General features: G+C 73.2%; 16 protein-coding genes and 1 pseudogene. 7 read left to right on the forward strand and 10 right to left on the reverse strand.

Features of this window, described 5'->3' with window-relative positions; all coding sequences use genetic code 11:
- Nucleotides 1-206 precede the first annotated feature (206 nt).
- A complete protein-coding gene (locus ACWGI6_RS34475; protein WP_453271148.1) occupies nt 207-863 on the reverse strand; it encodes a DUF3000 domain-containing protein in 657 nt (218 codons plus the stop codon).
- A gap of 147 nt (nt 864-1,010) precedes the next feature.
- Here ACWGI6_RS34475 and hemE point away from each other — a divergent pair, with 147 nt between their 5' ends.
- Nucleotides 1,011-2,078 carry a uroporphyrinogen decarboxylase gene (gene hemE / locus ACWGI6_RS34480; RefSeq protein ID WP_453271149.1) on the forward strand — a complete coding sequence of 356 codons (1,068 nt, stop codon included), beginning with the start codon at nt 1,011-1,013 and terminating at the stop codon, nt 2,076-2,078.
- Between the two features lie 55 nt (nt 2,079-2,133).
- Here hemE and ACWGI6_RS34485 read toward each other — a convergent pair whose 3' ends face one another.
- Nucleotides 2,134-3,516, reverse strand: a complete 1,383-nt coding sequence (locus ACWGI6_RS34485) for an FAD-dependent oxidoreductase (protein WP_453271150.1) — start codon at nt 3,514-3,516, stop codon at nt 2,134-2,136.
- 210 nt (nt 3,517-3,726) lie between these two features.
- Nucleotides 3,727-4,923: a thiolase family protein gene (locus ACWGI6_RS34490; RefSeq protein ID WP_453271151.1), complete on the reverse strand. Its 1,197-nt coding sequence runs from the start codon at nt 4,921-4,923 to the stop codon at nt 3,727-3,729.
- Nucleotides 4,924-5,116: 193 nt separating this feature from the next.
- Here ACWGI6_RS34490 and hemG point away from each other — a divergent pair, with 193 nt between their 5' ends.
- Both hemG and hemQ read left to right on the forward strand, forming a co-directional pair.
- Nucleotides 5,117-6,580 (forward strand): protoporphyrinogen oxidase, encoded by a 1,464-nt coding sequence (gene hemG, locus ACWGI6_RS34495; RefSeq protein WP_453271152.1) that lies wholly within the window; start codon nt 5,117-5,119, stop codon nt 6,578-6,580.
- An 11-nt stretch (nt 6,581-6,591) separates the two neighbouring features.
- Complete coding sequence (hemQ, locus tag ACWGI6_RS34500) at nt 6,592-7,344, forward strand: hydrogen peroxide-dependent heme synthase (protein WP_453271153.1); 753 nt, start codon at nt 6,592-6,594, stop codon at nt 7,342-7,344.
- Between the two features lie 106 nt (nt 7,345-7,450).
- On the opposite strand, the gene ACWGI6_RS34505 is transcribed toward hemQ, so the two are convergent.
- The 5 genes and pseudogenes from ACWGI6_RS34505 to ACWGI6_RS34525 form a co-directional block, all read right to left on the reverse strand.
- Nucleotides 7,451-9,100 (reverse strand): alpha/beta hydrolase, encoded by a 1,650-nt coding sequence (locus ACWGI6_RS34505; protein ID WP_453271163.1) that lies wholly within the window; start codon nt 9,098-9,100, stop codon nt 7,451-7,453.
- A 123-nt stretch (nt 9,101-9,223) separates the two neighbouring features.
- Nucleotides 9,224-10,012 carry a TIGR04222 domain-containing membrane protein gene (locus ACWGI6_RS34510; RefSeq protein ID WP_453271154.1) on the reverse strand — a complete coding sequence of 263 codons (789 nt, stop codon included), beginning with the start codon at nt 10,010-10,012 and terminating at the stop codon, nt 9,224-9,226.
- A 75-nt stretch (nt 10,013-10,087) separates the two neighbouring features.
- Nucleotides 10,088-11,071: a TIGR04222 domain-containing membrane protein gene (locus ACWGI6_RS34515; RefSeq protein ID WP_453271155.1), complete on the reverse strand. Its 984-nt coding sequence runs from the start codon at nt 11,069-11,071 to the stop codon at nt 10,088-10,090.
- A 5-nt stretch (nt 11,072-11,076) separates the two neighbouring features.
- A pseudogene (locus tag ACWGI6_RS34520) lies at nt 11,077-12,520 on the reverse strand (DUF692 domain-containing protein).
- Between the two features lie 222 nt (nt 12,521-12,742).
- Nucleotides 12,743-13,495 (reverse strand): aminoacyl-tRNA hydrolase, encoded by a 753-nt coding sequence (locus ACWGI6_RS34525; protein ID WP_453271156.1) that lies wholly within the window; start codon nt 13,493-13,495, stop codon nt 12,743-12,745.
- Nucleotides 13,496-13,726: 231 nt separating this feature from the next.
- Between ACWGI6_RS34525 and ACWGI6_RS34530 the strand changes: the two genes are divergently transcribed.
- The 3 genes from ACWGI6_RS34530 to ACWGI6_RS34540 all read left to right on the forward strand — a co-directional run bounded on the left by ACWGI6_RS34530 (nt 13,727) and on the right by ACWGI6_RS34540 (nt 15,969).
- On the forward strand, nt 13,727-14,773 hold the full coding sequence (locus ACWGI6_RS34530; RefSeq protein WP_453271157.1) for an ATP-binding cassette domain-containing protein: 1,047 nt from the start codon (nt 13,727-13,729) through the stop codon (nt 14,771-14,773).
- Entirely contained in the window at nt 14,770-15,438 is a 669-nt protein-coding gene (locus tag ACWGI6_RS34535; RefSeq protein ID WP_453271158.1) for an ABC transporter, read from the forward strand. Before ACWGI6_RS34530 ends, ACWGI6_RS34535 begins: the two co-directional genes overlap by 4 nt.
- A gap of 273 nt (nt 15,439-15,711) precedes the next feature.
- Nucleotides 15,712-15,969, forward strand: a complete 258-nt coding sequence (locus tag ACWGI6_RS34540; protein ID WP_453271159.1) for a hypothetical protein — start codon at nt 15,712-15,714, stop codon at nt 15,967-15,969.
- A gap of 39 nt (nt 15,970-16,008) precedes the next feature.
- Here ACWGI6_RS34540 and ACWGI6_RS34545 read toward each other — a convergent pair whose 3' ends face one another.
- Both ACWGI6_RS34545 and ACWGI6_RS34550 read right to left on the reverse strand, forming a co-directional pair.
- On the reverse strand, nt 16,009-17,385 hold the full coding sequence (locus ACWGI6_RS34545) for an alkaline phosphatase PhoX (RefSeq protein WP_453271160.1): 1,377 nt from the start codon (nt 17,383-17,385) through the stop codon (nt 16,009-16,011).
- A 92-nt stretch (nt 17,386-17,477) separates the two neighbouring features.
- Nucleotides 17,478-18,116 carry a TetR/AcrR family transcriptional regulator gene (locus tag ACWGI6_RS34550; protein WP_453271161.1) on the reverse strand — a complete coding sequence of 213 codons (639 nt, stop codon included), beginning with the start codon at nt 18,114-18,116 and terminating at the stop codon, nt 17,478-17,480.
- A 54-nt stretch (nt 18,117-18,170) separates the two neighbouring features.
- Here ACWGI6_RS34550 and ACWGI6_RS34555 point away from each other — a divergent pair, with 54 nt between their 5' ends.
- Nucleotides 18,171-19,187, forward strand: coding sequence for a hypothetical protein (locus ACWGI6_RS34555; RefSeq protein ID WP_453271162.1), 1,017 nt, complete (start codon nt 18,171-18,173; stop codon nt 19,185-19,187).
- Nucleotides 19,188-19,396 lie beyond the last annotated feature (209 nt).

Consider the following 19,396-nt stretch of genomic DNA (forward strand, 5'->3'; position numbering starts at 1 on the left):
AATTCGGGCAAATCGGATGCGTGATCGATCAGAGGTGAGCATCCGATGCGCACCGAGATGATCAAAGCCGTACGTAAAGGGCCCCCGTACTCCTTGCAGGAGGGGGCGGCACGGTGATCACGACGTCGGCCGGGTGCCTGTGAATTTCGGGACCGGCTCTGCGCAAACGTGATCACCGCGGCCGGGTCGCACAGGAAAGGCGCAGCTCAGCGGGGCTGTGCGCCGCGGCGCTGCGGCAGCGGGACGATTCCGCCGCGCGGCGTCATGTCGAGCGTGGCCGGCGGCAGGCCCGCCACCTGGCACAGCAGATCGCACCAGGCCGACAGATGCACCGCCAGCTCCGGCACCCCGCCGGGGCCCTCGGCCGGAGTCCAGGACGCCCGGATCTCGATCTGCGTGGCGGGCTCGCGCGCCGCGAGCCCCCCGAAGTAGTGCGAGCCGGCTCGGGTCACCGTCCCGCTCGGTGCGCCGTAGCGCACCCCGCGCGCGTCCAGCGCGCCGGTGAGCCACGACCAGGACACCTCCGGCAGCAGCGGATCGGCGCCCATCTCCGGCTCCAACTCCGCCCGCGCCAGCGTCACCACCCGGAAGGTGCCCTGCCAGGTGTCGTCCCCGGCCGGGTTGTGCAGCACCACCAGGCGGCCGTCCGCCAGATCCTTGTCCTCGCCGCCCGGACCCGATCCGCGCTCGACGACCGCCGCCTCCAGCGCGTACGCATAGGGGGCGAGCCGTTTCGGAGCGGGTGTCGGGTCGATCTCGATCTCCGGCCGCAGTCGTGCCGCGCGGAGCGCTTCGACCGCCTGACGGAAGGGGATCGGGGCTTCGTCCGCGCCGTCCGCGAGGTGTTCGTGAGCCGCAGCCATGCCCGGAAGATTAGGCGGAACCGAGCCCGCATACGGGGAGGACACCCGGTGCGCGCGTCGCCCATTCGGAGGCGCCCCCGGGCGCATGCGGAGATATCGGCCACCTGGCCAATTCGACGGGTGCTCCGGCGTGCGAAGATTTGGGGCGTGAGCGCCAACGATTGCCCCACGGGCCAGCAGCAGACCGGTACACACGACTCGGCTTTCCTCAAGGCATGCCGCCGTGAGCCGGTGCCGCACACCCCGGTGTGGTTCATGCGTCAGGCCGGGCGCTCACTGCCCGAGTACCGCAAGGTCCGTGAGGGCATCGCGATGCTCGACTCCTGCATGCGGCCCGAGCTGGTCACCGAGATCACGCTGCAGCCCGTGCGCCGCCACAACGTCGACGCCGCCATCTACTTCAGCGACATCGTCGTCCCCCTCAAGGCCATCGGCATCGACCTCGACATCAAGCCCGGCGTCGGCCCGGTCGTCGAGAACCCGATCCGTACCCGCGCCGACCTGGAGCAGCTGCGCGCCCTGGAGCCCGGCGACGTCTCGTATGTCACCGAGGCCATCGGCATGCTCGTCCGCGAGCTGGGCGGCACGCCGCTGATCGGCTTCGCCGGCGCGCCCTTCACGCTCGCCAGCTACCTCGTCGAGGGCGGTCCGTCCCGTAACCACGAGCGCACCAAGGCCCTCATGTACGGCGACCCGCAGCTGTGGGCCGACCTGCTGGACCGGCTCGCCGACATCACCGCCGCCTTCCTCAAGGTCCAGATCGAGGCCGGGGCGAGCGCCGTCCAGCTCTTCGACTCCTGGGTGGGTGCGCTCTCGCCGGCCGACTACCGCCGCTCCGTGATGCCCGCCTCCGCCAAGGTCTTCCAGGCGGTCGAGGGCCATGGCGTCCCGCGTATCCACTTCGGCGTCGGCACCGGCGAACTCCTCGGCCTGCTGGGCGAGGCGGGCGCGGATGTCGTCGGCGTCGACTGGCGGGTTCCGCTGGACGAGGCGGCCCGCCGCGTCGGCGCCGGCAAGGCGCTGCAGGGCAATATCGACCCGGCCGTGCTCTTCGCGCCCCGCGAGGCCGTCGAGAACAAGGCCCGCGAGGTCCTCGACGCGGCCGCCGGCCTCGAAGGCCACATCTTCAACCTCGGCCACGGTGTCCTGCCCACCACCGACCCGGACGCACTGACCCGCCTCGTCGAGTACGTCCACACCCGGACGGCGCGCTGAGCGGAACGCGGCGGACGACGACGGAACCGGCACCGGCGGGCCTGCGCCCGAGGTGTCAGGCCCCGGCGTCCCGTACGGCGGCGGTGGCCTTGCGCGCCGCCACCAGGACGGGGTCCCAGACCGGGGAGAACGGCGGGGCATAGCCGAGGTCGAGCGCGGTCATCCGGTCCACCGTCATTCCGGCCGTCAGCGCGACCGCCGCGATGTCCACCCGCTTGCCGGCCCCCTCACGGCCGACGATCTGCACACCCAGCAGCCGGCCCGTACGGCGCTCGGCGAGCATCTTGACGTGCATCGGGCGGGCGCCGGGGTAGTAGCCGGCGCGGTTGGTGGCCTCGACGGTCGCCGTGACGAAGCGCAGGCCGGCGGCGCGTGCCTGGCGTTCCAGCAGCCCCGTCCGGGCGATCTCCAGATCGCATACCTTGCTGACGGCCGTGCCGACGACACCGGGGAAGGTCGCATAGCCGCCCCCCACATTGGCGCCGATCACCTGCCCGTGCTTGTTGGCGTGGGTGCCCAGCGCGATATGGCGCAGCTGCCCGGAGACCAGGTCCAGCACCTCGACGCAGTCGCCGCCCGCCCAGATGTGCTCATGGCCGCGGACCCGCATCGCGAGGTCGGTGAGCAGCCCGCCGGACTCGCCCAGCGGCAGCCCGGCCGCGGCGGCGAGGGAGGTCTCGGGGCGGACGCCCAGGCCCAGCACGACCACATCCGCCGGATACTCGGCGTCCTCGGTGGTGACCGCGCGGGCGCGCCCGTCCGCATCGGTCAGCACCCCGGTGACGGTCGCCCCGCGCACCGTCTCGATGCCCATCGCGCACATCGCCTCATGGACGAGCGCGCCCATGTCCGGGTCGAGGGTGGACATCGGCTGCGCGCTCTGCTCCAGGACGGTGACCTCGTAGCCGCGGCGGATCAGCGCCTCGGCCATCTCCACACCGATATAGCCGGCGCCCACGACGACCGCCCGCCGGCCCGGCGAGGCGTCGAGGGTGTCCAGCAGGGCCTGGCCGTCGTCCAGGGTCTGCACACCGTGCACACCGGGCGCGTCGATCCCCGGCAGGCCGGGTCGGCGCGGACGCGCGCCGGTCGCCAGCACCAGCTGGTCGAAGCCGGTCCATGACTCCCGGCCGCCGTTGTCCAGCTCCCGGGTACGCACCCGGCCGCGGTCCAGGTCGAGTTCGGTGACCTCGCAGCGCATCCGCAGATCGATGGCCCGGGCGCGGTGCTCCTCGGCGGTCCTGGCGATCAGCGCGTCCGGACCGTCGACCTCGCCGCCCACCCAGTAGGGGATGCCGCAGGCGGAGTACGAGGTGAAGTGGCTGCGCTCGAACGCGGTGATCGCCAGCTCGTCCGGCTTCCGCAGCCGGCGTGCCTGCGATGCGGCGGACATCCCCGCCGCATCGCCCCCGACGATCACCAGCTGCTCCGCCGCCATGCCGTGTGCCCCTTCGTCGTGTACGGGCTCCGCCGCGCCGCTTCCGCGCGGTTTCGCCCGCTTCGTGCGCTACGTTACGGGCCGGCCGGTGCGCGTGCGGCGGCGTGCGGCCGGCGTACGCGGGGGAGCCGGCCGCCGGGCGGACGCGCTCGGCACGGCCGCCGGGGCGCGCTCCGCTCGTCGCGGACGGTCCCGGCCGGTTCCGGGGCCTCAGCGCTCCAGGACCAGCGCGAGCCCCTGCCCCACACCGATGCACAGCGCGGCGAGCCCCGTACCCGAGCCCAGCGCGGCGAGCTGATGAGCCACCGAGCCCGCGAGACGGGCACCGGAGGCACCCAGCGGGTGGCCGATGGCGATGGCGCCGCCGCGCGGATTCACCACGGCGGGGTCCAGCTCCGGCCACTGCCCGATGCAGCCCAACGCCTGGGCCGCGAACGCCTCGTTGAGCTCGAACGTGTCCACCTCGCCGAAGCCGCGACCGGACCGCTCCAGCGCACGCCGTACCGCCTCCACCGGGCCCAGTCCGAACAGCTGCGGCTCGACGCCGGTCACCGCGCTGCCACGGATCCGGGCCAGCGGTTCGCGCCCGGTGGCCCGCAAGCCCTCCTCGTCCACCAGCAGCAGCGCGGCCGCACCGTCGTTGAGCGGCGAGGAGTTCCCGGCGGTGACCGTGCCGCCGGCCGTACGGAACACCGGCTTCAGCTTGGACAGCGACTCCAGGGAGGACGCCTCCCGGATCGTCTCGTCCCGCAACAGGTCCACGTCCGGCAGCGGCACGACCTCCCCGTCGTAGGCGCCCTCCTGCCAGGCACGCACCGCCTTTTGGTGGCTGGCCAGCGCGAAGACGTCCTGCTGCTCACGGGTGATGCCGTGCTGGTCGGCGATCAGCTCGGCGCCCTCGCCCAGCGCGACCGTCCACTCCGGGCGCATCCGCGGATTGACCATCCGCCAGCCCAGCGTCGAGGAGAACATCTCCTGATGGCCTGCCGGGAAGGCGCGTTCGGGCTTGCGCAGCACATAGGGCGCACGGCTCATCGACTCCACACCGCCCGCCACCGCGATATGCGCATCGCCGTGCGCAACGGCGCGGGCCGCCTGGATGACCGCCTCCAGACCGGACCCGCACAGCCGGTTCACGGTCACCCCGGGGACGGTCACCGGCAGCCCGGCCAGCAGTACCGCCATCCGCGCCACATTGCGGTTGTCCTCGCCCGCGCCGTTCGCATCGCCGAAACAGACGTCGTCGATCCGCGCCGGGTCGAGGTCCGGTGTGCGGTCCACCAGGGCCTTGACCACATGGGCGGCGAGATCGTCCGGCCGGACGGCGGCGAGCGCGCCGCCGTACTTGCCGACGGGGGTCCGTACGGCGTCGACGATGTACACATCCCGTACGCGTGGGTCGGTCATCAGGCCCTGTCCTCGCTGTCCCGGCTCGACTGTCGGCGGGCGGTACGAAGATCGCCACCCGCCGACCCCGAGTCTTTGCCCGCCGCTGCCCGCTGTCAACGGGGCTCCCGGTCACCTTGCCCGCCCGCCGCGGACGCGGTGCGGGTCATGATCCGGTCCCGGTCCTGTCGGTGCGCTCTGAGAGAGTGGGGACATGAGCGCAGCGCACACCCGTACGGGCCGCGGGCCCGGCAGCACCGGTCATGTGGTCGTCATCGGTGGAGGCATCTCCGGGCTGGCGGCGGCGCACCGTCTGCTCGAAGGCGGCGCCCGGGTAACCGTCCTGGAGGCGACGGACCGGCTCGGCGGCAAGCTGTACGCGGGTGAGATCGAGGGCGTACCGGTCGATCTGGGTGCCGAATCGATGCTGGCCAGGCGGCCGGAGGCGGTGGATCTCGCGCGCGCCGTCGGGATCGGCGACCGGCTGCAGCCGCCCACCACGGCCGGCGCGTCCCTGTGGACGCGCGGCGCGCTGCGCCCGATGCCCAAGGGCCATGTCATGGGCGTCCCCGGGGACCTCGGTCCGCTGGCCGCCTCCGGTGTGCTCTCCCCGGAGGGGCTCGCCCGTATCGACGAGGACGCTCAGCTGCCGCGCACCGACGTCGGCGAGGACGTGGCCGTCGGCGCCTATGTCGCCCGGCGGCTGGGCCGCGAGGTCGTCGACCGGCTCGTGGAGCCCCTGCTCGGCGGGGTGTACGCGGGCGATGCATACCGGATCTCGATGCGCGCCGCCGTTCCTCAGCTGTTCGAGGCCGCACGGACGAACCGCTCGCTGCTCGACGGAGTACGGGGCATCCAGGCCCGGTCCGCCGAGACCGCCCACCAGCCCGGGGCCGCCGCGACCGGCCCCGTCTTCATGGGCATCGAGGGCGGCATCGGGACACTGCCGGGGGCGGTGGCCGATGCCGTACGGGCCAAGGGCGGCGTAATCCGTACGGGCACGGCGGTCGCCGGGGTGCGGCGGTCCGCGGACGGCTGGCAGCTCGACCTCGACGGTGCCGGGCTCACCGCCGACGCCGTCGTCCTCGCCACTCCCGCGCAGGCCACGGCCCGCCTCCTCGCCCCCGTCTGCCGGCCCGCCGCCGCCGAGCTGAACTCCGTCGAATACGCCTCCATGGCCCTGGTGACCATGGCCTTCCGCCGCGCCGACATCCAGGAGCGGCTGACCGGCAGCGGCTTCCTCGTACCGCCCGTGGACGGCCGCAAGATCAAGGCGTCCACCTTCTCCGGCAACAAGTGGGGCTGGACCGGCCGGTTCGACCCGGACCTGTTCGTGCTGCGCACCTCGATCGGCCGCTACGGCGACGAGGAGGATCTGGCGCGCGAGGACTCCGAACTGGTCGGCTTCTCGCGGGCGGACCTGCGGGAGGCGGTCGGGCTGACCGCCGCGCCGGTCGCCTCGCGGGTCACCCGCTGGGACGGCGGACTGCCCCAGTACCCGGTCGGCCACCTGGAGCGGGTCACCCGCATCCGTGACGCCGTGGCGCAGCTGCCGGGCCTTCGGGTGTGCGGTGCGCTCTACACGGGCGTCGGCATCCCGGCCTGTATCGCCTCGGGCCGTACGGCCGCCGACGACATCCTGGGCACCCTGCGCCCGGACTCCGTCCCCGCCGAGTGAGAATGGACGGCATGACAGACGCTTCCACTCCCGCTTCCGCACCGCAGGCGCCCGCGGCGCCCGAGAAGGTTCCGCACGCCGGCAAGAAGGCCAAGGACCTCAACGAGATCATCCGCTACACCCTCTGGTCGGTGTTCAAGCTGCGCGAGGTCCTCCCGGAGGACCGCAGCGGCTACGCCGAGGAGGTCGAGGAGCTGTTCGCGCAGCTCGCGGCCAAGGACGTGGTGGTGCGCGGCACCTACGACGTGTCCGGCCTGCGTGCCGACGCCGACGTGATGATCTGGTGGCACTCGGAGAGCTCGGACGCCCTCCAGGAGGCGTACAACCTCTTCCGCCGCACCCGCCTGGGCCGGGCGCTGGAGCCGGTGTGGTCGAACATGGCGCTGCACCGCCCCGCCGAGTTCAACAAGTCGCACATCCCGGCCTTCCTGGCCGACGAGCAGGCGCGCGCCTATGTGAGCGTCTACCCCTTCGTGCGCTCCTACGAGTGGTACCTCCTCCCCGACGAGGACCGCCGCCGGATGCTGGCCGACCACGGCAAGATGGCCCGCGGCTTCCCGGACGTGCGCGCCAACACCGTGCCGTCGTTCTCGCTCGGTGACTACGAGTGGGTGCTCGCGTTCGAGGCCGACGAGCTCTACCGCATCGTCGATCTGATGCGTCATCTGCGTGGCTCCGAGGCGCGGATGCACGTCCGCGAGGAGATCCCGTTCTACACCGGGCGCCGTAAGCCGGTCTCCGAGCTGGTCGCGGGTCTGGCGTAGCCGGAAGGGCGGTGCGTCCGGCCGGGGTTCCCGGGCGGAAGCAGCCGCACACACAGCACCACGGGCCGCCCCCTCGGGGACGGCCCGTGGTGCTGTGTGCGGACCGCTACTTGCCCGGCAGCGCGTGCTGCGCGCGGGTCGCCTGCTGGCCCGGCGCCGGCTCCGCCCGCGGCCTGCAGTACACCTTGTGCGCCGGGATCTTCCCGTGCAGCAGATATGCCTCGGTGTACTGGTTCACACAGGCGTTGTCGCCGAACGCGATGCCGTGCGTGCCGGCCCCGTTCTCGGTGACCAGCGAGGAACCGGGCAGCCGCCGCTGCAGCTCCAGCGCACCCCGGTACGGCGTCGCCGCGTCCCGCTCGGCCGCCAGCAGCAGCACCGGCGGCAGCGCGCCGGGCTCCGTGTGGATGTCGAGTGGACCGCGCCGCCCGTGGAGCGCCTCGTCGAACTCGGTCGAGGCCGCATGACCGGCCGCGTCGGCCAGGTCCTGTCCGCCGGAGTGGCCGGCCACCCGGCGCGCGGCGGTGTCGAGCTCGGCACGGGCCGTCTCCGACCGGTCGGGCCAGAAGGCGCAGGGCAGATTCATCCAGGCGTTGTCCCAGGTCTCGAACGGTGCGATACGGGCGGTCTCGGTGTTGTCCCGGTTCCAGGTCCGCCAGTCGTGCGGCCAGCGCGCGTCATTGCACTCCACGGCGGTGTAGACGGCGTTGCCGTTCTCCTCGTCCTTGGCACCGGTGGACCGCGGGAGGGCCTGGGCGATCAGCGGCTTGGGGTCGCCGTGCAGGTACCCCGAGAGCGCCTCGGCGCGCATCGGCCAGAAGGCGTCGTTGTAGCCGGTCTTGAGGAAGGCCGACTGCAGCTGGCCGGCGCCGATCTTCCCGTTGAGCGGATGGCGGCGCAGCTTCTTCGCGGCCGTGTCGTAGGAGTGCTGTACCGCTCTCCTGGTCGTGCCGAGGTGGTAGTCGGCATGGTGCCCGGCGGCCCAGCGCAGCCAGTCGTTCCAGCGGCGCTGGAAGGCGACGTCCTGGTCGAGGTTGTTGCGGTACCAGATCTGGCGGGGCGCGGGGTTGACGACGCTGTCGAAGAGCATCCGCCGGACGTGGCCGGGGAAGAGCGTCGCATAGACCGCGGCGAAGTACGTCCCGTACGAGGCGCCCATGAACGTCAGCTTCTTCTCGCCGAGCGCGGCCCGCAGCATGTCCAGGTCACGGGCGTTGTTGACGGAGTTGTAGTACGGCAGGTCCCCGCCGGCCCGGCGGACGCAGCCGCGCGCGTACGCCCTGGCCTCGGCCACCTTCCGGCGCTTGAAGGCCGCATCGGGGTGCGTACGGCTGTCGCTGGGCGCCTTGGCGAACTTCTTGGGGTCCTGGCACGACAGCGGCGCCGAGCGGCCCACACCGCGCGGCGCATAGCCCACGAAGTCGTAGGCGCGGGCCAGCTTGCTCCATTTGGGGAGCCCGCCGTAGAGCGGGAACTCCATGCTGGATGCGCCGGGGCCGCCGGGGTTGAAGACCAGGGAGCCCTGCCGCTCGCCGCGCGCGGTGGCCCGGGCCCGGCTGACGGTGAGGCTGATCTTCTTGCCGTCGGGGCGCGCGTAGTCGAGGGGAACGGTGAGTTTGCCGCACTCGACGGACGACGGCAGATGCTCCACCGGCGCGCAGCGGCCGAAGTCGATGCGGTGCGCAACGGGGGCGGGTGGCGCGGCGGCGGCCCCCGTGGCGCCGCCTGCCGGGGCAGTGGCGAGGGCGGTCACCATCAGCGACCCGATGGTGCCGTACAACGCAAGTGCTCTCACTGGCCGTCCCTTCGTGTGTGCATACAAAAGGGATAGTTGGGGCGCTGAATGTCGATGTAAAGCACCTGGCACCGGTGTCGGAGGCTATGCCCCGGAAGAGTGGAGCGCGGCGCGCAAGGTGGGGTCGGTGAGGACGGTGGGGCCGCGGAGAGCGAACGAGGTGAGGGAGGAAGAGGTGGCGGGGGAGCCGGAAGTACGGGGCAGTTGCTGCTCGCCCGCGTCGGTGGCCCAGTCGCTGTACGGGTGGAGCTCGAAGCGGGCCACGGCCCAGGTGCCGAGGGTGAGGATCAGCGGGAGCGCGAACCAGACCAGGAGTGGCCCGTTGTCCGTGTCCGACGGCGCCATCCAGGAGAAGGCGGCGGCGGACAGCGTCACCAGGAGCGCGGTGCCCTGTACCAGGCGGACGGCCGTGGCGATGCCCGGCCGGGCCGCGGCGGGCATCGCCAGCCCGTCCGTCACCAGCCGGTCGGCCACCTCCCGCACCGCGTCATCCCCGGCGAGGGCGTCCCGTATCGCCGGTATGCGGCACTGCCCTCCGGGGCCTATGGCGGTCAGGGTGGCGCGCTCGACAGCGTCGTTGCCGACCGGGTCGACGACGGTGGCCCAGCCGGTGTCGGCGAGCAGCAGCCGTCGTTGCTGGGCCATCAGCACCAGGACCAGGTCGGCGAGCCGGTGCGGGCCGCCGGAGAGGTAGGCCATCTCGTAGAGGGTCAGACCGGGGCGGTGGCCCGCGGCGGCCGGATCCGGGACGGTCCCGGGCGCCGGGCGCGGGGCCGGCCGGGCGGTGCGCGCGGCGGCGACCGCGGCACGGCAGAGAAGCGCACAGGACAGCACCGCAGCAGCCGAGGCGAGGAGGAAGAAGAGGAGCCACATGGCCGTGTTTCTACGGGATGAGTACAAATACCGCCACAAATTTTCTCATCATGCGGGCGACAGCGGGGCCGGGCCTCAGCTGCCGCCGCCGCAGCCCCCGCCCCCGCAGCCCCCGCCCCCACAGCTCGAACCGCCCCCGCACGACGAGCCGCTGCCGCAGGACGAGCCGCTGCTGCCGCAGCCCGACCCGGAGCCGCCGTCGGAGGAGCCGCACCAGGAGCCGCCGTCGCTCCCCGAGCCGCCCCCGGCGTCACCGGACGAGGAGCCGCCGGATCCGCCGCCCGGTGCGGCGGCGGCCGTGGCACGCTGCGCCTCGTCGAACTGCTGCCGCAGCAGTTCGTCCGCGATCAGCGCCGTACCGCCGACTGCCACCACCAGCGCGGCGGGCTGCCAGGCGCCGCCCACGCCAACTCCTTGGGGGTGGGCCGCCCGCGCGGAGCGCAGGGCTGCGGACCCCGCCTTGGTGATCCGGCGGGTGAACACCTTCTTGCACAGCGATCCCACCACGATCCCACCGATCAGCGCGGGCATCGTCGGACTGACCGGCGGCGGGCCGTCCCCGCCGCTCCCGGCGAAGGAGAGCAGCACCGCGAGGAAGAAGAGGACCACACAGGCCGTCATCTGGGCGCTCGCCAACCGGCGCCACCCCCGGCCGAGCTCCGGACTGCGCAGCAGACCGCGGGCCGCCAGCCGGTCGCCGACCTCTTGCACCGCCGGGCTGCGCATCGCCGTGGCGCGCAGCACGGCCAGCGCACCGCCAGGCGTCCGGGCAATCGCGTCCAGTACGGCCGCCTCGACCGCGTCGTGCGCGAAGGCCTGGCGTACGGTCACCACTCCCGGACCGCCCACGGCCAGCCGGCCGTCCTCGTGCATTCCGGCGATCGCGGCGTCCACCACCCGCCCGGGGCCGCCGGCGAGGAATGCCGTCTCCCACACCTCGTGGGCCAGAGCGTCCGCCCGGCGGACGGACGGCGTCCGCAGACGCACCAGGACCGTGCCGAAGAGGAGCGCCAGCGACGAGGCGCCGATTCCCAGGAAGACCCAAGGGACGAAGGACATCGCCGTCACCTCCGGTCCAGGGCGCGCCGCACGGCGCGCACCAGCCGGGCCAGGGGCCGGGCGGACGGCGGCTTCGGGCCCGCGCGGTCCCGCCACCAGTGCGTCAACTGCTGCCGCGCGGCCAGGTCTTCGGGACGTCCCCGGGCCAGCAGATGCGCCGCGAAGTCCAGCGCGTCCTGGCGGTAGCCGCCGCTCATGGGCCGGTGCCGCGCATAGCCGACGAACGCGGTCCGGTAGTCCGCGCCGAGGATCTCGGGCAGCTCGGGCGCGACCTTGGCGACGACCGCGGCCCGCTTGGCGGTCAGCGCCCGGCTCTGCACCTGCAGCCGCACACCGTCGAAGCCCTCGGGGGTCGGCGTCCCGGCGATCAGCGCGGACAGCAGCGCGGTCTGCGCCAGCGCCAGCCGCTGCCGCGCCGCGTCGGTGCCCGCGCCCAGGCCGCTGTCCTTGCCGCTGCCGGTGCCGCCGCCCGTTCGCACGCCGGGCGTCGTTTCCGCGTCGGCCGTCGCTTCCGCGCCGGGAGTCGTGCCGGCGTCGGGAGTCGCGTCTGCCTCGGGCCTCGCCTCCGGCAGGGTGCGGGCGTCCGGTGCGGGCACCGGCATCGGGTCACGCCGCACGGACATGGCCGGCCTCCTTCAGCACGGTGCGTATCGCATCGAGTTCACCGGCCAGCTCCCCGCCCTCGGGGAAGTCCTCGTCCCGCTCCAGCAGCACACCGGGCGGGGTGATCCGGGCACACAACTCGGCGAGGACGTCCAGCACGGGCCGGGTCACCGGGTGGGCATGGCTGTCGTGCCACACCCCGTCCCGCTCCACACCGCCCGCGACATGGACGTACGCGAGGGCCTCCACCGGCAGTTCGTCCAGGGCGACCGCCGGGTCCTCGCCCCGGTTGATGTGGTTGGTGTGGAGGTTGGCGACATCGATGAGCAGTCGCACCCCGGTCCGCTCGACGAGTTCGGTCAGGAACTGCCCCTCGGTCAGCTCCTCGCCCGGCCAGTTGACGAGCGCGGCGATGTTCTCCAGCGCCAGCGGCACCGGCAGGGCGTCCTGGGCGATGCGCACGTTCTCGCACAGCACGTCCAGCGCGTCACGGGTGCGCGGTACGGGCAGCAGATGCCCGGCCTCCATGCGCGGGGAGGCGGTGAGCGGACCGCCGGCCCGTACGAAGGCGATGTGCTCGGTGACCAGCGGTGCGCCCAGCGCCTCGGCGCGTTCGGCGAGCGCGGTCAGCCGGCCGGCGTCCGGACGGTCGGCGCCGCCGAGGCCGAGGGAGACCCCGTGCGGGACGACGGTCGTGCCGCGCTCGCGCAATTCCTGCAGGGCGTGGGGCAGATGGCCGGGGCAGATGTTCTCCGCCACCACCTCGACCCAGTCCACCCCCGGCAGCTCCGCTATCTCCGTGGCGATTTCCGGCCGCCAGCCGATTCCCGTTCCGAGGCGCTCCATGGCTCCCCCTCTCGCTCCGTGGTGTGGGTACTCATGGCCGCGGCACGACGCACCGAACCCTGCAGCGGCCGAGTTCAGAGGTTGATTTGAGCTTCCTCCGCGACGGCGCAGGGCCCGTCGTGGCCCCGGCACGGCGGTCGTCGCGACCCACCGGGCCCCGGGCGCGTAGAACCCCGCCGGTGGCCCGATCCGGCCCGGGGCCGGCCCGGCACCACCCCTCCCTCAACGGGTGCGCGGCAGCGCCCTGCGCAGCGCGGGGTGGTCGGCGACGACCGTGCAGGAGCCCGGTGCGATCTCGGTGAACCCGGCATCGCGCACCACGGGCAGACCGCTGCGGGTCAACTCCGCCCAGTCCGCGCCCCGGGCCGACCGTACGGACAGCGGGAACCCGGCCGCGCGCCAGGCCGCCCGCTCCTCCTCGGACAGCTCCCACCACGCCAGCTGTGCGCCGTGTCCGGCCTGCGCCATCTCCTTGCCCGCCGACATCTCCAGCTCGGGGCTGAGCCACAGCACCGGCGCGGCAGCGGCGGGCGCCCCGGGCGGCTCGGGATCGTCCAGCTCCGTGCCCGAGACCTGCAGACGCGCCAGGTCCTTCGGCCAGCCGTCCAGCGGCACCGGCGGGAAGACGCGCACCTCGGCGTGGTGGCCGGTGACCGTGATGCCGGGCAGTGCCTCGGCCCGCCGCCACTCCGCGCCGCGCGCCCGCCGCACCACCTTCCGGATCCGGGCGTCCTGCCAGTCCCGCACCGCCGCGGCCCACTCACCGTCCCCGGCCGACCGCTCGTCCGACAGCAGCACCAGCACCGCCCGCGCCGCGGTCTCCAGCGCGTCCGTACGCGCCGGCGGCTCGGCCCGCTCCATCCGTGCGACGAGCGGCAGCACGAACTGCGGTGCCGCGTCCCGGTCGGTCTCTTCGTGGCGCACGGGGCTGCCGGAGTCGTTGCCGGGCTGTCCGGCGGTCTCTGGGCTGGTCACCCGCCCAGTCTGCCAGCCGCCACCGACAGCGCCCCCGCCCCGGCCGCCGCCCTGCCCGCCGGGAGCCCACCGGCCGACGGCGGTGAGGCCAACGCCGCCTGCCCGGCGCCCGGTTGCCGGACGCACGGGGCTCACCGCGGCCTCGGGCAGGCACCGGTCAGCGGGTCCGGCTACCGTCGGGGACGGCGGAACGGACGGGGCCGCCGCGAGGCAGTGGAGGTGCCGGAACGCATGAGGCTGGACGGGGTAGGGCGGCGCTACGGGGTGCGGGGCCCCTGGGTGCTGCGGGACGTACATCTCGACGTGCCCGAAGGCGCGCTGCTGCGTATCGAGGGGACCAACGGCAGCGGCAAGTCCACCCTGCTGCGGCTGCTGGCCGGGATCGACCGGCCCAGTACCGGACGTATCACCGGCCGCCCGCGCAGCGCCTACGTGCCCGAACGGTTCCCGGCCGCGCTGCCCTTCACCGCCGTCGGCTACCTCACCCACCTCGGCCGCATCCACGGTCTGCGCGGCCCCGAACCGGCCCGCCGCGCCACCGAGTGGCTCGGACGCTTCGGGGCGGCCGAGCATGAACGTACCCGGCTGGCCGAGCTGTCCAAGGGGACGAGCCAGAAGGTCGCGGTCGCCCAGGCGTTGCTCGCGGACCCCGAACTCCTGGTCCTGGACGAGGCCTGGACCGGTCTGGACCAGGGCGCGCGGGAGGTGCTCGACCGTGCGGTGGCCGAGCGGGTCGCGGACGGCGGCACCGTCGTCTTCGTCGACCATGACCCGCAGCGGCTGGCGGGCGCGGCCGACGCCCGCTACCAGGTCGCGGACGGGCGGCTGCTGGCCCACGAGGAGCGCGGCCCGGCGGGGGATGCGGGGTCCGTGCCCGGCCCCAGAGTGATCATCGAGGCCGAGGGCGCACCGGGAGCGGCGCTGCCCGGCGGGCCGGAGCGTACGCCCGCCGGAGCACCACGGCTGCCCGGCGGGCCGGAGATCGTTCCGCGACCGGACGGTGCGACCCGGCTGACGGTCCCCGCCGTCCACTCCGACGCCTTGCTGCGCACCTTGCTCACCGCACATCCGCCCTGGCACATCCGCTCGGTCACCGCCGTCGGGCCACGGCGGGATGACGTGCCAGGCACCGGAGCCGGCGCCGAGACCGGTTCCGGAAGCGGCAGCGACAGCGACAGCGACACTGAAGCTGAAGCCGACGACGGCACCGACACCAACACCGAAACCGACAACGCCCCCGTACCCGCTCCCGTACCCGACGAGGCTCCGCTCCCGTGATCGCTCTCCTCCGCTATCAGGCGGCGCTGCTCGTCGGCTCGCACCGCTGGCTGCCGCCGGTGATCCTCTATGCCGCCTGGCTGGCCATCGGCATCCGGAGCGGTGGCCCGATCCTCGACGGGTTCGGCTATGCCGCCGGCGGCCTGCTGCCGGCCGCCGCATGGCTGACCCGGGTCTGTGTCACCAACGAGCCGCCGGCCGCCCGCAATTGCACCGCGACGGCCGCCGGGCCCGGCCGGGCCCACCTCGCCGGTGTGCTGACCGCGGTCTGCACCGCGCTGCTGCTCGGACTCCTCGGTACCGCACTGGTCACGCTGCTGTCCGATCCGCACTCCACCGACCACCAGGTGGCCGTCCCGGTCCTGCCCGCGGTGCTCGCCGGGTTGCTCGCCGCGCTGGCGTGCCTGTTGATGGGCACCGCGATCGGCGCGCTGAGCAACTGGCCGGTGCTGCGCAGTCCCGGCTGGAGCATCCCGGTGGGCATGCTCGCCGCCCTGCTGCTGCTCGTGCTGAGCGCCTCGCCCGCCAACGCCGCCCTTTCGGGCCTGGTCACCGGCTCCCTCCACGGCACGATCACTACCCCGTGGCTGCCGCTCGCCGCCACCATCCTGATCGCGACCGCCGCCACCGCCGTCGCCTGCGCCCTCAGCTCACGTCGGGGTTGAGGGTCTGGCTCGTGTCGGGGTAGAGGCGTTGGCTCCTGCTGGGGTTGAGGGTCTGGCTCCTGCCGGGTTGAGGCGTTTGCTCGCGTCGGGGTTGAGGCGCTGGCTCCTGCCGGGAGGGGCTGGGCGGACGGGTGGGGGTATGGCGCCGGGGTACTGCGGTCCGGCCGGGACCGGGCTCGGGTTTCTCCCCCGCCCCCTCCCCCTCTCCCCCTTCGGGGGAGGGGGCGGGGGGTGGGTTCGGGGGTGGGGGGAGTCAGGCGTACGCTCGAAACCATGCCGGGCACCGCCGACCACCCCACCACCCCACCCGCGGGTTTGACTGCTCACACGGGTTCCACTGCCCAGGCGGGCACTACCCTTCCCGCGGGTTCCACTGCCCACACGGGCACCGCCCCTCCCGCAGGCACCACCCCCCACGCCGACTGTCTGCAATGCGGCCGGCCGACCGAGTACCCCGTCGACCGGCCCGGGATCGTGCTCTGTCCGGTCTGCGAATGGCAGGAGGCCCAGCGGTCCGCCTGCTCCGGCTGACGGGCCCCTGCGGGGTCAGTGCTGAGGGCCCCCGTGGGGTCAGTGGTGCCAGGGCCCCGTCACCGCGAACGTCGTCCCCGGCGTATAGCAGTTGACGTACATCGTCCGGTGGTCGGGCGAGAAGGTCACCCCGGCGAACTCGCCCCACTCCGGCTTCTCCGGGGTGCCGATGTTCTGCCGGCCGCGCGCCATCGCGTAGACCTCGCCGCGCCGGGTGAGGCCGAAGACGTGCTGGGCGCCCTCGCCGTCCTCGCAGACCATCAGGCCGCCGCTGGGCGCGAGGCAGATGTTGTCGGGGGACTCGCCGGGCAGCTGGAGGTCGCTGTCCGGGCCGAAGACGACGACCTGGGTCAGCTGCCGCTTCTTCGGGTCGTACTTCCACACCTGCCCGTAGTGGTCGGCCGCCGAGCCGGCGGCGCGGTGCGCGAAGCTGGAGATGAAGTAGACACAGGAGCCGCCCCAGTAGCAGCCCTCCAGCTTCTGGGCGTGGGTGATGCCGCCGGGGCCGAAGTCCTGGAAGCGGATCGGGGTCTCGCGGGCGAGCGGGTCGGGCACATCCACCCAGCTGACGTGGTCGAAGGTGGCGCCGGGCTCCTGGATGGTGGAGAGGTCGGGCACCCCGGGGACCCGCAGCGCCTGGAGGCGCCCGCCGGCCCGGAGCGAACCGCGGCCGCCCATCGGCTTCTTGGGCAGAAAGCGGTAGAACAGCCCGAACGGCTTGTCGAAGGCGTCCTCGGTCTCGTAGACCGTGCCGGTACGGGGGTCCACGGCGATCGCCTCGTGCTGAAAGCGTCCCATCGCCGTCAGCGGCACGGCCCCGGTACGCCTCGGGTCGTACGGATCGACCTCGAAGATGAAGCCATGGTCCTTGGTGTAGTTCTCCTCGCCGGCCCGGAGCTCGGTCTCCTCACAGGTCAGCCAGGTGTTCCACGGGGTGTGGCCGCCCGCGCAGTTGGTGGAGGTGCCGGCGATGGCGACCCGCTCCGAGCGCACCGCGTTGTCCGGGCCGAGTTCCAGGGCCGTACAGCCGCCCTCGCCTCCGGGGTCGTAGGTCAGATCGCGGACCCGGGGGACGGCCGAGCGGGAGCCCGTACGGTTCTCGTGGTTACGGACGAGGCACGTGCCGCCGCGGCCGCCGGGAGAACCGGGGAAGGCAGCCATCCCGTCGCAGTTGCTGGGCACCTTGCCCTCGCCTGAGGGCAGTGGGTCGCCCTCCCGGGAGAGGACCTTGTAACGGAAGCCCTGGGGAAGGTCGAGCAGGCCGTCCGGGTCGGGGACCAGCGGGCCGTAGCCACGCTGTCCCATGCTCTGGGCGGCCGCGGTCCCCGTGAAGAGCTCCGTGAGGCTTCCGGAGAAGGCGATTCCCGCCCCCAACGCACCGGTTCTTGCCAGGATCTGACGTCGTGTCGCAGGCATGGGCAACTCCCTGTTGGCGGACAGGTGACGTGACCCGCCTGTGTGTACCACGCACCCGCGCCGCCGGGAACCAGGCGGCGCGCCGTGGGCGGTCAGCGGTCCCCGTCCGCCTGGCCGTCGGGCCCGCCGTGATGGGCGATCAGTGGCAGGAAGATGTCGTCGACGACCCCGGTGACGTCGGCCTTTGTGGGTGCCTGATGGGTGATCAGCACCTGGGTGGCCACGAGGGCGACCGGGAGCGTGGCGACCCGGGCGGGAATGCGGGCGGGATCGAGTTCACCGCGCCGGGCCGCGCGGTCGAGCAGCTCCGCCATCGCACCCCCGCCGTCCTGGCGTGCGCGTTCCGCCATGAAGTCGCTGAGGTCGCTGCCCCGCGTCCGGCCGTCGGTGAGCACCTGCAGGACGGGCGCGATCTCCGTCAGACGGGTGGTGACCTGCTCCAGCAGGGCGAGGACGTCGGTGCGCAGCGCGCCGGTGTCGGGCGGGGGCGGGGGCAGCGGCGGCGTCTGGTGGCGCAGCGCGGCCAGGACCAGGTCGCGGCGCTGGGGCCAGCGGCGGTAGAGCACCGTCCGGCTGGTGTGGGCGCGGGCCGCCACGGCCTCGTACGTCAGGTCCTGATAGCCGACGGCGAGGAGCTCTTCCCAGGTGGCCTGGAGGAGCGCGGCCTCCAGTACGGCGCCCCTGCGCCGGCGTCCCGAGGGCTGTGGTTCACCCTTTGCTTCTTTAGGCACGCCGTGTATCTTACCTGGCAGATAAGATACGCGACAAACCTTAAGGGGTGTGCCATGCGGGGCAAGGGCGTGCAGTACGACACCGGGACGTATCCCAACGGCGAGACCACGAACCCGGCGTTCACCCCGGATCTCGCGGCACGCGACATGCGGATCATCGCCGGGGACCTGCACTGCAACACCGTGCGCATCACCGGCGGTGACCCCGCACGGATCAGCGCGGCGGCCGAGGCCGCCGCGGAGGCCGGGCTCGCGGTCTGGTACTCGCCGTTCCCCTGCGAAATGACGGAGGAACAGCTCCTGCCGTACTTCGTCGACTGCGCGGACCGCGCCGAGGAGCTGCGCCGCGCCGGGGCCGATGTCGTGCTGGCCACCGGCTGCGAGATCAGCATCTTCAACCGCGGCTATCTGCCCGGCGAGACGTTCAACGACCGGATGGAGACGCTGCGCGCGGCACCGGAAGTGCGTGAGCAGGCGCTCGCCGTGATCCCGGAACGGCTCAACGCGTTCCTCGCCGAGGTCGCCGAGGCCGTCCGGCCGCGGTTCGGCGGTCCGCTCAGTTACGCGTCGGTCCCCATCGAGCACATCGACTGGACGCCCTTCGACCTCGTCGGCGTCGACGCGTACCGCAGCACCCACAACGCCACCACCTATCGCGAGGACCTGCGGGAGTACTTCGCGCACGGCAAGCCGGTCGTGGTCACCGAGGCCGGCTGCTGCACCTACCGCGGGGCCGGCGACATGGGCGCGGCCGGCTGGCTCGTCGTCGGGGCGGACGGCACGGTCACGCCCGGGACCGTACGGGACCAGGGTGAACAGGTCCGCTACATGGGCGACTTGCTGCCGGTCTTCGAGGAGGAGGGGGTCGACACGGCCTTCTGGTTCAGCTTCGTGTGCTACGCGCTGCCGCACCGGAAGGATCCGCTCAGGGACGTGGACCTGGGCTCGTACGGGATCGTCAAGGTGCTGGACGGGGAGCGCGGCACCACGTACCCCGATATGCCCTGGGAACCGAAGGAAGCGTTCCACGCCCTGGCCCGGCACTACGGGGGTGCCGGGCGGACGGGGTGAACGGGGCCGGACCGAGGAGTCCGGGCGGGACCGAGGAGTGCGGGCCGGACCGGCCCTAGGTGTGCTGTCCCGGCACGTTGGTGACGGGTGACACGCCATGGCTGGTGCTTGAACGGGTGAGGGCCTTCTGGGATCGGTGTGGATTGCGACATCTCCACCGGTTCTCAGGAGGCCCTCGTGTCCCACCGTAATGCCCCGCTGACCCCGAC

Source organism: Streptomyces sp. NPDC054786, from assembly GCF_053611685.1.

Excerpts from the sequence above, each read along its gene's own strand:
- ACWGI6_RS34475 (WP_453271148.1), bottom strand. The coding sequence starts at position 863 with ATGGCTGCGGCTCACGAACACCTCGCGGACGGCGCGGACGAAGCCCCG.
- ACWGI6_RS34485 (WP_453271150.1), bottom strand. The coding sequence starts at position 3,516 with ATGGCGGCGGAGCAGCTGGTGATCGTCGGGGGCGATGCGGCGGGGATG.
- ACWGI6_RS34490 (WP_453271151.1), bottom strand. The coding sequence starts at position 4,923 with ATGACCGACCCACGCGTACGGGATGTGTACATCGTCGACGCCGTACGG.
- hemG (WP_453271152.1), top strand. The coding sequence starts at position 5,117 with ATGAGCGCAGCGCACACCCGTACGGGCCGCGGGCCCGGCAGCACCGGT.
- hemQ (WP_453271153.1), top strand. The coding sequence starts at position 6,592 with ATGACAGACGCTTCCACTCCCGCTTCCGCACCGCAGGCGCCCGCGGCG.
- ACWGI6_RS34505 (WP_453271163.1), bottom strand. The coding sequence starts at position 9,100 with ATGGTGACCGCCCTCGCCACTGCCCCGGCAGGCGGCGCCACGGGGGCC.
- ACWGI6_RS34510 (WP_453271154.1), bottom strand. The coding sequence starts at position 10,012 with ATGTGGCTCCTCTTCTTCCTCCTCGCCTCGGCTGCTGCGGTGCTGTCC.
- ACWGI6_RS34515 (WP_453271155.1), bottom strand. The coding sequence starts at position 11,071 with ATGTCCTTCGTCCCTTGGGTCTTCCTGGGAATCGGCGCCTCGTCGCTG.
- ACWGI6_RS34530 (WP_453271157.1), top strand. The coding sequence starts at position 13,727 with ATGAGGCTGGACGGGGTAGGGCGGCGCTACGGGGTGCGGGGCCCCTGG.
- ACWGI6_RS34540 (WP_453271159.1), top strand. The coding sequence starts at position 15,712 with ATGCCGGGCACCGCCGACCACCCCACCACCCCACCCGCGGGTTTGACT.
- ACWGI6_RS34545 (WP_453271160.1), bottom strand. The coding sequence starts at position 17,385 with ATGCCTGCGACACGACGTCAGATCCTGGCAAGAACCGGTGCGTTGGGG.
- ACWGI6_RS34555 (WP_453271162.1), top strand. The coding sequence starts at position 18,171 with ATGCGGGGCAAGGGCGTGCAGTACGACACCGGGACGTATCCCAACGGC.